The organism is Geodermatophilus aquaeductus (assembly GCF_900182545.1).
Taxonomy (GTDB): Bacteria; Actinomycetota; Actinomycetes; order Mycobacteriales; family Geodermatophilaceae; genus Geodermatophilus; species Geodermatophilus aquaeductus.
In genome coordinates, this window is sequence record NZ_FXTJ01000014.1 from 59,757 (window position 1) to 72,696 (window position 12,940).

Below are 12,940 nucleotides of genomic sequence, written 5' to 3' on the forward strand. Positions count from 1 at the left end.
TTGACGACCTGCCCCGGGAGCCCGCCGACGCGCAGCAGGACTTCGCCCGCTTCACCCCTCGCGCGCGTCATGCCGTCGTCGCCGCCCAGGAGGAGGCCCGCTCCGCCGGGAACGCCGAGATCACCACCGGGCACCTGCTGCTCGGCCTGCTCGCCGAGCCCGAGGCGATCGCCGCGCGGGTCCTGGCGGGCCAGGGCGTCGACGCCGACCGGATCCGGGCCGCCGTGCGGGTGCCCGCGCCCGCGGAGGCCGTGCCGGCCCTCGTCCCGTTCGACGCGGACGCGCGCAGGGTCCTGGAGCTCACCTTCCGCACCGCGCTGCGGCTGGGGCACAACTACGTCGGGACCGAGCACCTGCTGCTGGCCCTGCTCGACGCCGAGGAGGGCGCCGGGCCGCTCGCCTCGCTCGGCGTCACCCGGGCGGTCACCGAGGCGGCGGTCGCCGAGGCGCTCGCGGCCGCGGTCCGGCAGGCCGGCGGGGCCTGAGGGAGCTCAGCCGGCCACGGCCGGGGGATCGGCCGGGGGATCGGCCGGGGGGTCGGCCGCCGCCGGGCGGGCGGCGTCGCTGATCCGCGGGAAGGGTCGGGTCGAGAAGACCACCTCGACCGGCAGCCCGAAGAACTCCGCGATCCGCAGCGCCAGGTGCAGGCTCGGGTTGTACTCGCCGCGCTCCAGGTAGCCCACCGTCTGGTAGTGGACGCCGAGGGCGTCGGCGAGCTCCCGCCGGGTCACGCCCTGCTCGGCCCGCAGCAGGGCGATCCGGTTGTAGACCGCGTCGGGACTCCGGTCGGCGCTCACCGGACCCACTGCAGCGACGCCTCCTTGGCCGCCTCGACCTGCGAGCCCGACTGCCGGCGGGCCATCCGGCGCAGCACCCGAGGGGTCACCAGCATCCCGAACACCGCCCAGGCGGCGAGCACGAGCACCGTCGCGCCGGTGCGCCAGGAGTCGCCCACCTCCAGGGTCACGGCGGCATCGGGCAGGAAGGCCGACCGCAGGCCGAGGCCGATCCAGTAGACGGGGAAGACCTGGGCCACCGCCTGCACCCAGCCCCACAGCGCCTGCATCGGGAAGAAGACCCCCGAGATCGCGGTGAGGACGAGGACGGGCAGCATGCCCCAGGAGCCGACCTTCTGGGTGCTGGGTACGACCGAGCCCAGGATCATCCCGAGCGGCAGCGTCGCGAGCAGGCCGAGGGCGATCACCCACGCCACCGTCAGCCACCCGGCGGCCCCGCCGTGCATCAGCCCGTCGAAGAGCAGAAAGCTCGGCACGAGGATCGTCAGCAGCGAGGGCAGCAGGCCGAGGGAGTGGTAGGTGAGCTGTCCGGTCACGTAGCCCTGCATGCCGTGGGGCAGCGCCTTGTGGCGCAGCAGGGTGCCGTCCTCCCGCTCCATGGCCAACGCGAAGGCGGGGCCGATCACGACGCCGAAGGCCAGCAGCCCGGCGAGGATGCTGGGCAGGGCGTACGTCGGGTAGGACAGCCCGGAGTCGCCGATCTCGTTGTCCCGGTTGAACCACAGCAGCAGCAGCGTGCCCACGGCCGTGAACAGGTAGAAGCCCTGGTCCTGGGGGCTGCGCAGGCTCTGCAGGAACTCCGTCCAGCCGCGGCGCAGGCCGAGGACGAGCGCGTGCCGGGTCGCGTTCATCGCGTGGCCTCCTCGAGCACCGGTCCGGCCGGGACGCCGGACTCGGACCGCTGCACCATCGTCAGGTAGGTGTCCTCGAGGCTCGCCCGCCGGACCTCGAGGTCGGTCAGCTCGTCGCCGTGCTCCTCGAACAGCCGACGGACGAAGGCGACGACGTCGGTCGTGGGGTGCACGAACCGCTCGGGGCCGCAGGCCCAGCGCACCTCCGCGGTGCCGGCGACCTGCCGGCCCAGCTCGTCGGCGCTGCCGTCCGCGACGATCCGGCCCCCGGTCAGGATCAGGATGCGGTCGGCCAGCTTCTCCGCCTCGGCCAGGTCGTGCGTCGTCAGCAGGATGGTGGTGCCCTCCAGGTCGGAGAGCCGGTGCACCAGGTCGTGGAAGTCCCGGCGGGCCTGCGGGTCGAAGCCGGCGGTCGGCTCGTCGAGGAAGAGCAGCTCGGGGCGGCCGATGATCCCGACCGCGACGTCGAGCCGCCGTCGCTGGCCGCCGGAGAGGGCGCCGATCTTGCGGTCGGCGTGCTCGGTGAGCCCGACGGTCCGCAGCAGCCAGTCGACCTCGTAGGGGCGCGGCCGCTCGGGTGTCGAGTAGGGCGCGTAGTAGTCGCCGAGCTGGGTGAGCAGGCGCCGGGGGGTCCACCGGGCGTGGTCGCGCCAGGACTGCAGGACCACGCCCACCCGCGCCCGCCACGCCTCGCCGGCCCGGGCCGGGTCCTCGCCGAGCACGCGCACCTCCCCGGCCGAGGGCACGCGGAAGCCCTCGAGGATCTCGATCGTGGTGGTCTTGCCGGCGCCGTTGGGGCCGAGCAGGCAGACCACCTCGCCGGCGTCGACGCGGAGGTCGACCCCGGTGAGCACCTCGTTGGCGCCGTAGGCCATGCGCAGGCCGCGCACCTCGACGACGGGCTCGGACAGGGGGACGTCGGGCACGGGGGCCTCCACGGTGGGGGATCCGGCGGTGCCCCATAGTAGAACTGCTACATCGAGAGCGGAAGTGCTGTGTCGGCCAGCGCGGCGGCCCAGATCCGGCAGGCGGCGGCGCCCGGGTGGAAGCCGTCCTCGGCGAACAGCCCCGGCCCGTCCAGCGGCGGGGCGGGCGCGTGCCGGACGCCCGGGCGGGCCAGGCGCTCCAGTTCGCCGTCGAGGACGCGGGCGTGCCGGCCGAGCACCCCGCGCAGCGGCTGCGGCAGCGTGGGGAAGCGGCCCATGTCGGGCAGCCCGGCCAGGACGACGACGCCGCCCGGGGCGGTGAGCGGCGCCAGTGCCCCGAGCAGCGCGGAGACGTCGCGGCGCCAGGCGGCCCGGCCGCGCAGCCGCAGCGTGTCGTTGACGCCGAGGACCACGAGGACGACGTCGGCGGGCGGGCCGGCCAGCCCGGGGACCAGGCGCACGAGGGCCTGCGCGGCCGTCGTCCCGGTGCGCGCGGACAGCCGCCAGCGCACCTCCCGCCCGCTGCGGGCGGCCAGCGCGGCGGCGACGGAGGCCGCGAGCGCGTCCTCCTGCCGGGCCACCCCGACCCCGGCCGCGGGCGACTCCCCGAGCACCGCGAGGGTCAGCGGCGGTGCGTCCCCGGCGACGACGCCGCTGCGCGGCCCCGCGGCCTCGGGCAGCACCGGTGTGCGGCGGCGCACCCCGGCGCCCTGCACGAGCAGCAGCGGGGCGAGGGCGGCGGCGGCCAGCCGGGAGGTCACGCCGGGGGAGTCTGCGCCCCCAGTGCGACGACGTCGCCGACCACCCACACCGCCGGCGGGCGGATGCCCTCCTCGGCCAGCGTCCGCGCCAGGCCGGCGAGCGTCGTCCGGACGGCGCGCTGGGTGGCCGTCGACCCGTCGGCGACGACGGCGACCGGAGTCTCCGGGGCGCGCCCGTGCTCGACCAGCGCCGCGGCGATCGCCCCGGCGGTGTCCACGCCCATGAGCACCACGACGGTGCCGCGCAGCCGTCCGAGCGCCGCCCAGTCGACCAGCGACTGCGGGTGCCCCGGCGGCACGTGCCCGGAGACGACGACGAACTCGTGGGTCAGCCCGCGGTGGGTGACCGGGATGCCGGCCAGCGCGGGGACGGCGATCGCGCTGGTCACGCCGGGCACCACCTCGACCGGCACGCCCGCGGCGACGCACGCCTCGAGCTCCTCCATGCCGCGGCCGAAGACGAACGGGTCACCGCCCTTGAGTCGCACCACCCGCCTGCCGGCCAGCGCGTGCTCCACCAGCAGGGCGTTGATCTGCTCCTGCGCCATCGACCGCCCGCGCGGGAGCTTCGAGGCGTCGATGACCTCGACCTCCGGCGGCAGCGAGGCCAGCAGCGACTGCGGCGCCAGGTGGTCGGCCAGCACGACGTCGGCCTGCGCGACCGCCTGCTGCCCGCGCACGGTGATCAGCCCGGGGTCGCCCGGCCCGCCGCCGACGAGGACGACGCTGCCGGCCCGGCCGCCCGAGGGCTCGCGGGCGGCGCGGTCGCGGATGCTGCCGTCGGACAGCCCGGCGACGACGGCGTCGCGCACGCCGACCGCCCGCTGCGGGTCCCCACCGCCGTGCACGCCGACCACCAGGTCGCCCTGGCGGCCGACCGCGGGCGTCCACACGCTGGAGGCCGACCGGTCGTCGGCCCGGGCGCAGAACACCCGCAGCCGCTCGGCCTCCTCGGCCACGGCCGCGTTGACGGCGGGGTCGTCGGTGGCGGCGACGGCGTACCAGGCGCCGTCGAGGTCGCCGGGCCGGTAGCCGCGGCGCACCCAGGTCAGCGAGCCGGGGGCCACCAGCGCCTCGAGCGCGGGCGTCACCTCGGGGCTGACCACGGTGACCCGCGCCCGGGCCTCGAGCAGCCCGGCCACCCGGCGGTGGGCGACCTGGCCGCCGCCGACCACGACGACGCGGCGGTCGAGCAGGCGCAGGCCGACGGGGTAGACGACGCCGGTTCCTGGGTCGACGGGCGTGGCGCTCAGCGGTGCTCCTCCGGGACGGCGGCCGGGTGCGACGTCGTCGTCGGCATCGTGACCAGGATGTCGGACCCAAGGATCGCAGTGAGGTCCGCGGCGAACGCACGGGAGGTCGCCGGGTCGCGGACGGCCACCCGCAGGTGGTCGGGGGACAGGCCGGGGAAGGTGTCGCCGCGGCGCACCGCCCATCCCCGGTCGCGCAGCGCCGCGCGCACCCGCGCGCCGCCGGGCACGTGCAGCAGCACGAACGACGAGACCGGCTCCCCGACGACGGCCACGCCCGGCGGCAGGGCGGCCATCAGTGCGGCGCGGTGGACGGCGAGCTCGCGGGCGGCGGCGTCGGCCTCGGCGCGGGCGGCGGCGGTCGTGCAGGCGACGGCGGCCGCCAGCGCGGGCGTGGACAGCGGCCAGTGCGGCTGCGCGGCGGCCAGCGCGGCGACCAGGTCCGCCGGGCCGAGCGCGTAGCCCACGCGCAGGCCGGCCAGCCCCCACGTCTTGGTCAGGCTGCGCACGACGAGCAGGCCGGGCAGGTCGCTGCGCCCCGCCAGCGACGCCGGCTCCCCGGGCACGGTGTCGGCGAAGGCCTCGTCGACCAGCAGGACGCGGCCGGTCCGGGCCAGCGCGGCGACGTCGCCGGCCGGGTGCAGCACCGACGTCGGGTTGGTCGGGTTGCCCAGCACCACCAGGTCGGCGTCGTCGGGCACCTCGCGCAGGCGGTAGTGCGGCGGGTCGAGCAGCAGCCGCTCCACCGGGTGCCCGGCCGCGCGCAGCGCCGCCTCCGGCTCGGTGAACGACGGGTGCACCACCACCGCCCGCCGCGGCGCGAGCGCCCGGGCGACCAGCACGAACGCCTCGGCCGCGCCCGCGGTGAGCAGCACCTCGCTGGGGTCGCGGCCGTGCGCGGCGGCCACCGCGGCGCGGGCCGGGCCGGCGTCGGGATAGGCGGCGACGTCGTCGAGCGCCTCGCGCAGCACGGCGCGCAGCCACGGCGGCGGCGTCCCGGCGCGGACGTTGACCGCGAGGTCGATGAGCCCTGGACCGAGGTCGTCGTCGCCGTGGTGGTGGAGGAGGTCGGTCATGCGGCCACCGCCACGGTGACCCTCCCGTGCACGGTCTTGCCCACCACCAGCCGGGCGCCGCCGAGCAGCGCGGCGGCCTCGGCCACCGACGCCGTCCCCACGGCCGCGGCCACCCGCGCCGACGGCGTGGGCACCGGGACGGCGGCCAGCACGGCGGCGGCGTGCCCGGTCAGCGGCCAGCCCCGCGCCGCCGCGGCGCCGGCCAGCCCCGGCTCGGCGGCGCGGGCGTCGAGGGTGGCCAGCGCGGTGACCCGCGCTCCGGCGGGCAGGACGGCGTCGACCGCGGCCAGCACCTCCCCGGCCGACACCCCGGGGACCGCGCCGACGCCGACGGTCACGTCCACGGGGTGACGCCGGGCCGGTCGGGGAGGGCGGCCAGCAGCGCGGCGGCGTCGCGGGGGAGCGGGCCGTCGGGCAGCAGGCCGAGCTCGCGCAGCCGGGCCCCCACGGTCAGCGCCCAGGGCCGGTCGAGCCGAGCGCGGGCGAGCAGGCCGTCGTCGGCGAGGAGCTCCGCGGGCGCGCCCTGCACCACCCGCCGGTCCACGACGACGGCCACCTCGTCGGCCCAGCGCAGCGCCAGGTCGACGTCGTGGGTGCTCATGACCACCGTGGACCCCGACAGCTGCAGCCGGTCGAGCGCGGCCAGCGCCTCGGTGACGGCGGAGGGGTCGAGGCCCGCGGTGGGCTCGTCGAGCAGCAGCACGCAGGGGCGCATCGCCACCGCGCCGGCGATCGCCACGCGCTTGCGCTCGCCGTAGGACAGCTGGTGGGTGGGGCGGGAGGCCAGGCCGTCGACGGCGAGCAGCGCGAGCGCCTCCGCCACCCGCGTGCGGACCTCGTCCTCGGGCAGTCCGAGGTTGAGCGGGCCGAAGGAGACGTCCTGGCCCACCGAGGCGCTGAACAGCTGGTCGTCGGGGTCCTGCAGCACCAGCTGGACCTCCTGGCGGTGCGCGCGCAGGCCGCGGCGGGTGTGGTGCAGCAGCTCGCCGTCGACGGCGACCCCGCCGGCGTCGGGCCGCAGCGCCCCGGACAGGCAGCGCAGCAGCGTCGTCTTGCCCGAGCCGTTGGCGCCCAGCAGCGCCAGCCGGCGCCCGGCGGGGACGGTGAGCGAGGCGCCGTCGAGGACTCGGCGGCCGCGCTCGTAGCCGACGACGAGGCCCTCGGCGGTGAGGCTGCGGTGGCTCACGCGAGCACCCCCACGGTGACCAGCGCCGCCAGCCCGGCCGCGGTGGCGGCGAGGAAGCCCCGGGAGGAGGGCAGGGACTCCGGCAGCACCCGCAGCCCCGTCTCCATCCCGCGGCCGGCGAGGCCCTCCTGCAGGCGGCGGGCGCGGTCGAAGGACCGGGTGAACACCGCCGCGGCCAGCGTCCCCGACGACCGGTAGGAGCGGCGCCAGGTCGAGTGGCCCATGCGGGCGGTCTGCGCCTCGCGGATGGTGGTCAGGCTCTGCAGCAGCACGAACAGCAGCCGGTAGGTCACCCCGGCCACCTCGACGACGGCGGCCGGCACGCCCAGCCGGCGCAGCGCGGCCAGCAGGTCGGTCATCGGTGTGGTGGTGGCCAGCAGCAGCACCGCCGCACCGCCGGCGACCGAGTGGCCGACCAGCTCACCGGCCCGTGCCGCGGCGTCCGGCGCCCACCCGAGGCCGCCGTCGACCGACACGACGGCGGTCAGCGCGCCGACGGCGACGAAGGCCAGCGGCCAGCGCGCCGCGCGGCCGAACGTGCGGGCCGGCACCCTCGCCGGCCCCAGCGCCAGGACGACGGCGGCCAGCGCGACGAGCACGCCGCCCGGCCAGACGGGCAGGACGAGCGCGCAGACGACCAGGCCCGCGCAGAGGACGAGCTTGTCCACCGGCGAGCGGGTGCGCCAGGCGCTGGCCCAGGCGGCGTCGTCGACCGCCAGTCCGGTCACGGCGCCTCGGCGGGCGGGGCCGTCTCCCGGGCGGCCCGGCGGCCGCGCAGCCGGCCCAGCACGTAGCCGAGCACGCCGCCGCCGAGCGCCGCCTGCAGCGCGAACAGCCCGGACTCGACCTCGCCCGACGACGGGCTGAACACCGACTCGAACCAGGGCGTGTACCCGGACTCCTCGATCGCCTCGGTGGCCACGCTGTCGGTGCCGGTGTACTCGGACGCGCCGCCGTCGAGGACCAGCGGCAGGGCGAACAGCGCCACCACCGCGAGCAGGAGCAGGGAGGTGACCAGGCGGCGGCGGGTCATCGGACGTCCCCCGAGGTGGCCGCGGGGCGCAGCACGCCGAGGCGCTCGAGCTCCGGCCGGGCGTTGACCGTCAGCACCCGGAACAGCAGGACGCCGAGCAGGCCCTCGCCGACCGCCAGCGGGACCTGGGTGACGGCGAAGACGCCGAGGAACTTCACGGCCGCGCCCGCGAACCCGCCGGCCGCGTCGGGGAAGGCCAGCGCCAGCTGCAGCGACGTCGTGACGTAGGTGGCGAGGTCGGCCAGCGCGAGGGCGACGAAGACGCCGGGCAGCAGGCCTGCGCCCAGCGCCCGGGCCAGCCGGTAGGCGCCGTACCCGGCCCAGGGCCCGACGACGGCGAAGGCGACCGCGTTGGCGCCCAGCGTGGTCAGCCCGCCGTGGGCCAGCAGCAGCGCCTGGAACAGCAGGACCACGGTGCCCAGCAGCGCCATCACCGGTGGCCGGAACAGCACCGCGCCCGCGCCGGTGCCGGTCGGGTGGCTGGAGCTGCCGGTGACCGAGGGCAGCTTGATCGCGCTCAGCACGAACGTGAACGCCCCGGCGGCACCGAGCAGCAGCGTGGACTCCGGGTGCTCGCGCACCTCCTTCACCACCGCCCGCGCGCCGTGCACGACGAACGGGGCGGCGACGACGGTCCAGCCGATCGCGTGCGGTGCCGGGAGGAAGCCCTCAGCGATGTGCATGGCTCGCCCTCTCGGGAACGGCCGCCGCGCAGGCGGCGACGAGGCGTTCGGCGAGCGCGGGGCTGCCCGCCCAGTTCAGGTGCAGGTAGGAGGCGTGGACCGAGCCGGACACGAAGCCCTCCGGAGCGCCCGCCGACCACTGCCAGGCGGGGGTGGGGCCGGCGGCGGGGAGGGCGTGCGTGCGGTGGAACTCGTGGCCCCTGACGCGGGTGCCCGCCCGGGCCAGCACGCTGTCGGTGAGCGCCACCGCCGAGCGGTAACCGAGGGTGAGCCGCGGCGTCATCGCCGTCGCGACGTCGAGGACGCCGCACATCGGCGAGCCGTCGAGCTCGCGGGCGAGGTAGAGCAGCCCCGCGCACTCGGCGGCGACCGGACCGCCGCGGGCGGTCAGCGCCGCGATGTCGGCCCGCAGGGTCGTGTTGGCCGAGAGCTGGTCGGCGTAGACCTCGGGGAAGCCGCCGCCGACGACGAGCCCCGCGGTGCCCTCGGGCAGTGCCTCGTCGCGCAGCGGGTCGACGGTCACCACCTCGGCGCCGGCGGCCGCGAGCAGCTCGGCGTTCTCCGCGTAGCCGAAGGTGAACGCGGGCCCGCCGGCGACGGCGATGCGCGGCCGCCCCGGCACGGGGGTCACCTCGGCGGCGGGGTCCCACGGCGCCGCGGCCAGGCCCGGCGCGGTGCGGGCCAGGCGCAGCACGGCGTCGAGGTCGATCCCCTCGGCGACCACCTCGCCGAGCCGGCGCACGGTGGCCAGCGCCTCGGCCGAGCGCTCGGCGGCCGGGACGAGCCCCAGGTGCCGCGAGGGCGTGCCCAGCTCGGCCAGCCGCCGGACCGCCCCGAGCACCGGCACCCCGGCCGCGTCCAGCGCCTCGCGCAGGATCGCCTCGTGCCGGTCGCTGCCGACCCGGTTGAGCACCACGCCGCCGAGCCGCACCGACGGGTCGAAGGTGGCGAACCCGTGCACCAGCGCCGCGACGCTGCGGGCCTGCGAGGAGGCGTCGACGACCAGCACGACCGGCGCGCGCAGCAGCCGCGCCACGTGCGCCGTGGAGGCGAAGCCGGGCTCGACCTCGGGGTGCGAGGCGCCGTCGAACAGGCCCATGACCCCCTCGACGACGGCGACGTCGGCCCCGCGCGCGCCGTGCAGGAACAGCGGCGCGATCCGCTCCTCGCCCACCAGCCAGGGGTCGAGGTTGCGCCCCGGCCGGCCGGCGGCCAGGCCCGCGTAGCCCGGGTCGATGTAGTCGGGGCCGACCTTGTGCGGGGAGACGGCCAGGCCGCGGGCGGTCAGTGCCGCGACCAGCCCGGTGGTGACCGACGTCTTGCCCGCGTTGCTCGACGGGGCGGCGACGACCACGCGCGGGAGGCTCACCACCGCGCTCCCCCCAGGGCGGCGGAAATGGCCATTCCTGCCGCGCTCACCACTCGATCCCCCGCTGGCCCTTCTGGCCGGCGTCCATCGGGTGCTTGACCTTGGTCATCTCCACGACCAGGTCGGCGGCGTCGACGAGCGCCTGCGGGGCGTCGCGGCCGGTGATGACGACGTGCTGGGTGCCCGGCCGGTTCGTCAGCGTCTCGACGACGTCGTCGACGTCGACCCAGCCCCACTTCAGCGGGTAGGTGAACTCGTCGAGGACGTAGAAGCGGTGCGCCTCGGCGGCGAGGTCGCGCTTGATCTGCGCCCAGCCCTCGACGGCGTCGGCGGCGTGGTCGACCTCGGTGCCCTGCCGGCGCGACCAGCTCCAGCCCGAGCCCATCTTGTGCCAGACCACGGGGCCGCCCTCGCCGGTCTCCGCGTGCAGCCGGCCCAGCGCGGTCAGCGCGTTCTCCTCGCCGACCCGCCACTTCGCGCTCTTGACGAACTGGTAGACCGCGACCGACCAGCCCTGGTTCCACGCGCGCATCGCCATGCCGAACGCGGCGGTGGACTTGCCCTTCATCTCGCCCGTGTGCACGACCAGCAGCGGCCGGTTGCGCCGCTGCCGCGTGGTCAGCCCGTCCTGCGGGACGACGGCGACCTGTCCCTGGGGCACTAGTCCTCCTCGCTGGCGCTCGTCGGCCCCGTGCCTGGGGGCGCTGTGCTCACGGGTGAGCTCGCACGCTCGCTCACGCGGCCGCCCCCCGCACGGAGCGGACCGTGGCCGCCAGCGCGTCGGCGGCCAGCTCCTCCAGCCGGAGGGTGTGCGCGCCGAGGTGCGTCCCGAGGACGCCGGCCAGGCCCAGGCGCACCGGCCCGGACTCGCAGTCGACGACGACCGCCGCGGTGCCCGCGTCGGCCAGCCGCCGGGCGGCCGTGTGGGCCGCGCCGAGGGCGTCGGAGCCGCGCGCGCCGGTGGCCCGGCCGTCGGTGACGACGACCAGCAGCGGCCGCCGCTGGGGATCGCGGACCCGCTCCACGCGCAGCACCTCGGCGGCGCGCGCCAGGCCCGCGGCCAGCGGGGTGCGCCCGCCGGTGGGCAGCTCGCGCAGCCGCGCGGCCGCGGCCTCCACCGACCAGGTGGGCGGCAGCGCCAGCTCGGCGTCGCCGCCGCGGAAGGTGACCAGGCCGACCTTGTCGCGGCGCTGGTAGGCGTCGAGCAGCAGCGACAGCACCGCGCCCTTGACCGCGCCCATCCGCGCCCGCGAGCCCATCGAGCCGCTGGCGTCGACGACGAAGAGCACGAGGTTGCCCTCGCGGCCCTCGAGCGTGGCCTGGCGCAGGTCCTCGCGGGCGATCCGCAGCCCCGGTCCGCGGCGCCCGCGCGACACCTGGTGCGGCGCCGCGGCCAGCACGGTGTCGACCAGGTGCAGCCGGGTCACCGGTCCGGACGGGCGGACCGAGCCGACCACGCGCCCCCGGTCCGACCGCGCCTTCGACCGCCGCCCGGCCACGCCCGTGCCGGTGCCGGGCACCTCGAGCCGGCGGGTGCGGAAGGGGTCCGACGGCGCGACGGCGGCCCTCTCCCGCGCCGGCGCGGCCCCGCCCTCGCCGTCCCCCTCGTCGAGATCGCGCGATCTCGGCGGCTTCGGGGCGCTGTCACCGTCGAGATCACGTGATCTCGTCTCGTCCCCGGCGGGGCCGTCGTCGGGCGGGGGAGCGCCGCCGTCGCCGGGTCCGCCGTCGGGGCCCTCGGGCGGGTCCTCGGGGTCGTCGTCGGGACGGGAGTCCTCGAGCGCCCGGTCGAGGGTGTCGTCGTCGAGGCCCGGGGCGTCGAACGGGTTGCGCCGGCGGCGGTGCGGCAGCGCCAGGCGGGCGGCGACCCGGACGTCGTCCTCGGTGACCTCCTCGCGGCCGCACCAGGCGGCGTGCGCGATGGCGGTGCGGGCGGTGACCAGGTCGGCGCGCAGGCCGTCGACGTCGAAGGCGGCGCAGACCGCGGTGACCTGGCGCAGCGCGTCGTCGGAGAGGACGACGTGCGGCAGGCGGGCGCGCGCGTCGGCGATCCGTGCGGCCAGCACGGCCTCCTCGGGCGCCCAGGCGGCACCGAACCCGGCCGGGTCGGCGTCGTAGGCGAACCGCCGGCGCACCACCTCGGCGCGCACGGCCGGGTCGCGCGGCGCGGCGACCTCCACGGTGAGCCCGAAGCGGTCGAGCAGCTGCGGGCGCAGCTCGCCCTCCTCGGGGTTCATGGTCCCGACCAGCAGGAACCGCGCCGCGTGCCGCACCGAGACGCCCTCGCGCTCGACGTAGGCGGTGCCCAGGGCGGCGGCGTCGAGCAGCAGGTCGACGAGGTGGTCGTGCAGCAGGTTGACCTCGTCGACGTAGAGGACGCCCCGGTGCGCGGCGGCCAGCAGGCCCGGCTCGAAGGCCTTCACGCCCTCGGTGAGCGCCCGCTCGAGGTCCAGCGAGCCGACGACGCGGTCCTCCGACGCGCCCACCGGCAGCTCCACGAGCCGGGCGGGCCGGGTCTGCGCGGGCGCGGCCGGCTCGTGCGGCCCGTCGGGGCAGGCCGGGTCGGGCGCGGCGGGGTCGCAGGCGAACCGGCACCCGGGGACGACGGCCACGGGCGGCAGGACGGCGGCCAGCGCGCGCACCGTCGTCGACTTGGCCGTGCCCTTCTCGCCGCGCACCAGCACGCCGCCGATGGCCGGGGAGACCGCGTTGAGCAGGAGTGCCAGTCGCATGTCGTCCATGCCGACGACGGCGCCGAAGGGATACGTCATGCGGGTGCACGGGTCCTCTCCCCGGGTGTCCACGCCCGGAGGTGGCAGGAGGCGACGGCGGGAGTTCCTGACTCCCCGGCGGGTGGCCGGGTCACAGTGGCGGGACCGCGCCGGAGTCGCACCGGGCTTCCTCCACTGCCGTCGCTGTGGCGGCGCCCATGCAACCACGCGGGACGCGCGGGTGACAGGCCGGGGCGGTGACTTGACGGATCGGAAAGTGACGCGCCAGACTTTCCG

At 77.6% G+C, this 12,940-nt stretch carries 15 protein-coding genes and 1 riboswitch; of the genes, 1 reads left to right on the top strand and 14 read right to left on the bottom strand.

Annotation, left to right across the window (positions count from 1 at the left end):
• Positions 1 to 8 precede the first annotated feature (8 nt).
• Positions 9 to 485, top strand: a complete 477-nt coding sequence (locus FN207_RS27590) for a Clp protease N-terminal domain-containing protein (protein ID WP_142460847.1) — start codon at positions 9 to 11, stop codon at positions 483 to 485.
• A 6-nt stretch (positions 486 to 491) separates the two neighbouring features.
• Here the strand turns inward: FN207_RS27590 and FN207_RS27165 are convergent, their stop codons facing one another.
• The 14 genes from FN207_RS27165 to FN207_RS23430 form a co-directional block, all read right to left on the bottom strand.
• Positions 492 to 797 (bottom strand): helix-turn-helix transcriptional regulator, encoded by a 306-nt coding sequence (locus FN207_RS27165; RefSeq protein WP_142460848.1) that lies wholly within the window; start codon positions 795 to 797, stop codon positions 492 to 494.
• The gene (locus FN207_RS23370) at positions 794 to 1,648 is read right to left on the bottom strand and encodes an ABC transporter permease (protein WP_142460849.1); all 855 of its coding nucleotides are present in this window, start codon (positions 1,646 to 1,648) and stop codon (positions 794 to 796) included. Before FN207_RS23370 ends, FN207_RS27165 begins: the two co-directional genes overlap by 4 nt.
• Entirely contained in the window at positions 1,645 to 2,574 is a 930-nt protein-coding gene (locus tag FN207_RS23375) for an ABC transporter ATP-binding protein (RefSeq protein ID WP_246066309.1), read from the bottom strand. The genes FN207_RS23370 and FN207_RS23375 overlap by 4 nt, the downstream gene beginning before the upstream one ends.
• Positions 2,575 to 2,621: 47 nt before the next feature.
• Positions 2,622 to 3,335, bottom strand: a complete 714-nt coding sequence (locus FN207_RS23380; RefSeq protein WP_142460850.1) for an SGNH/GDSL hydrolase family protein — start codon at positions 3,333 to 3,335, stop codon at positions 2,622 to 2,624.
• Complete coding sequence (gene cobA / locus FN207_RS23385) at positions 3,332 to 4,588, bottom strand: uroporphyrinogen-III C-methyltransferase (RefSeq protein WP_142460896.1); 1,257 nt, start codon at positions 4,586 to 4,588, stop codon at positions 3,332 to 3,334. The genes FN207_RS23380 and cobA overlap by 4 nt, the downstream gene beginning before the upstream one ends.
• A complete protein-coding gene (gene cobC / locus FN207_RS23390) occupies positions 4,585 to 5,661 on the bottom strand; it encodes an Rv2231c family histidinol phosphate aminotransferase CobC (protein WP_142460851.1) in 1,077 nt (358 codons plus the stop codon). Before cobC ends, cobA begins: the two co-directional genes overlap by 4 nt.
• Entirely contained in the window at positions 5,658 to 6,005 is a 348-nt protein-coding gene (locus tag FN207_RS23395) for a cobalamin biosynthesis protein (protein WP_246066311.1), read from the bottom strand. Before FN207_RS23395 ends, cobC begins: the two co-directional genes overlap by 4 nt.
• Entirely contained in the window at positions 5,996 to 6,847 is an 852-nt protein-coding gene (locus FN207_RS23400) for an energy-coupling factor ABC transporter ATP-binding protein (protein WP_142460852.1), read from the bottom strand. Before FN207_RS23400 ends, FN207_RS23395 begins: the two co-directional genes overlap by 10 nt.
• A complete protein-coding gene (gene cbiQ / locus FN207_RS23405; RefSeq protein ID WP_142460853.1) occupies positions 6,844 to 7,575 on the bottom strand; it encodes a cobalt ECF transporter T component CbiQ in 732 nt (243 codons plus the stop codon). The genes FN207_RS23400 and cbiQ overlap by 4 nt, the downstream gene beginning before the upstream one ends.
• The gene (locus FN207_RS23410; protein WP_142460854.1) at positions 7,572 to 7,880 is read right to left on the bottom strand and encodes an energy-coupling factor ABC transporter substrate-binding protein; all 309 of its coding nucleotides are present in this window, start codon (positions 7,878 to 7,880) and stop codon (positions 7,572 to 7,574) included. The genes cbiQ and FN207_RS23410 overlap by 4 nt, the downstream gene beginning before the upstream one ends.
• Positions 7,877 to 8,563 (bottom strand): energy-coupling factor ABC transporter permease, encoded by a 687-nt coding sequence (locus tag FN207_RS23415; protein ID WP_142460855.1) that lies wholly within the window; start codon positions 8,561 to 8,563, stop codon positions 7,877 to 7,879. Before FN207_RS23415 ends, FN207_RS23410 begins: the two co-directional genes overlap by 4 nt.
• Positions 8,550 to 9,932 carry a cobyrinic acid a,c-diamide synthase CobB gene (locus tag FN207_RS23420; RefSeq protein ID WP_142460856.1) on the bottom strand — a complete coding sequence of 461 codons (1,383 nt, stop codon included), beginning with the start codon at positions 9,930 to 9,932 and terminating at the stop codon, positions 8,550 to 8,552. The genes FN207_RS23415 and FN207_RS23420 overlap by 14 nt, the downstream gene beginning before the upstream one ends.
• A gap of 46 nt (positions 9,933 to 9,978) precedes the next feature.
• Positions 9,979 to 10,593: a cob(I)yrinic acid a,c-diamide adenosyltransferase gene (gene cobO / locus FN207_RS23425; protein WP_142460857.1), complete on the bottom strand. Its 615-nt coding sequence runs from the start codon at positions 10,591 to 10,593 to the stop codon at positions 9,979 to 9,981.
• Between the two features lie 73 nt (positions 10,594 to 10,666).
• Positions 10,667 to 12,703: a putative cobaltochelatase gene (locus tag FN207_RS23430; protein ID WP_142460858.1), complete on the bottom strand. Its 2,037-nt coding sequence runs from the start codon at positions 12,701 to 12,703 to the stop codon at positions 10,667 to 10,669.
• Positions 12,704 to 12,764: 61 nt separating this feature from the next.
• A riboswitch (cobalamin riboswitch) is annotated at positions 12,765 to 12,836 on the bottom strand.
• Between the last annotated feature and the right edge of the window lie 104 nt (positions 12,837 to 12,940).

Coding starts and splice junctions, on each gene's coding strand:
- FN207_RS23370 (WP_142460849.1), bottom strand. CDS start 1,648: ATGAACGCGACCCGGCACGCGCTCGTCCTCGGCCTGCGCCGCGGCTGG.
- cobC (WP_142460851.1), bottom strand. CDS start 5,661: ATGACCGACCTCCTCCACCACCACGGCGACGACGACCTCGGTCCAGGG.
- FN207_RS23410 (WP_142460854.1), bottom strand. CDS start 7,880: ATGACCCGCCGCCGCCTGGTCACCTCCCTGCTCCTGCTCGCGGTGGTG.
- FN207_RS23415 (WP_142460855.1), bottom strand. CDS start 8,563: ATGCACATCGCTGAGGGCTTCCTCCCGGCACCGCACGCGATCGGCTGG.
- FN207_RS23430 (WP_142460858.1), bottom strand. CDS start 12,703: ATGACGTATCCCTTCGGCGCCGTCGTCGGCATGGACGACATGCGACTG.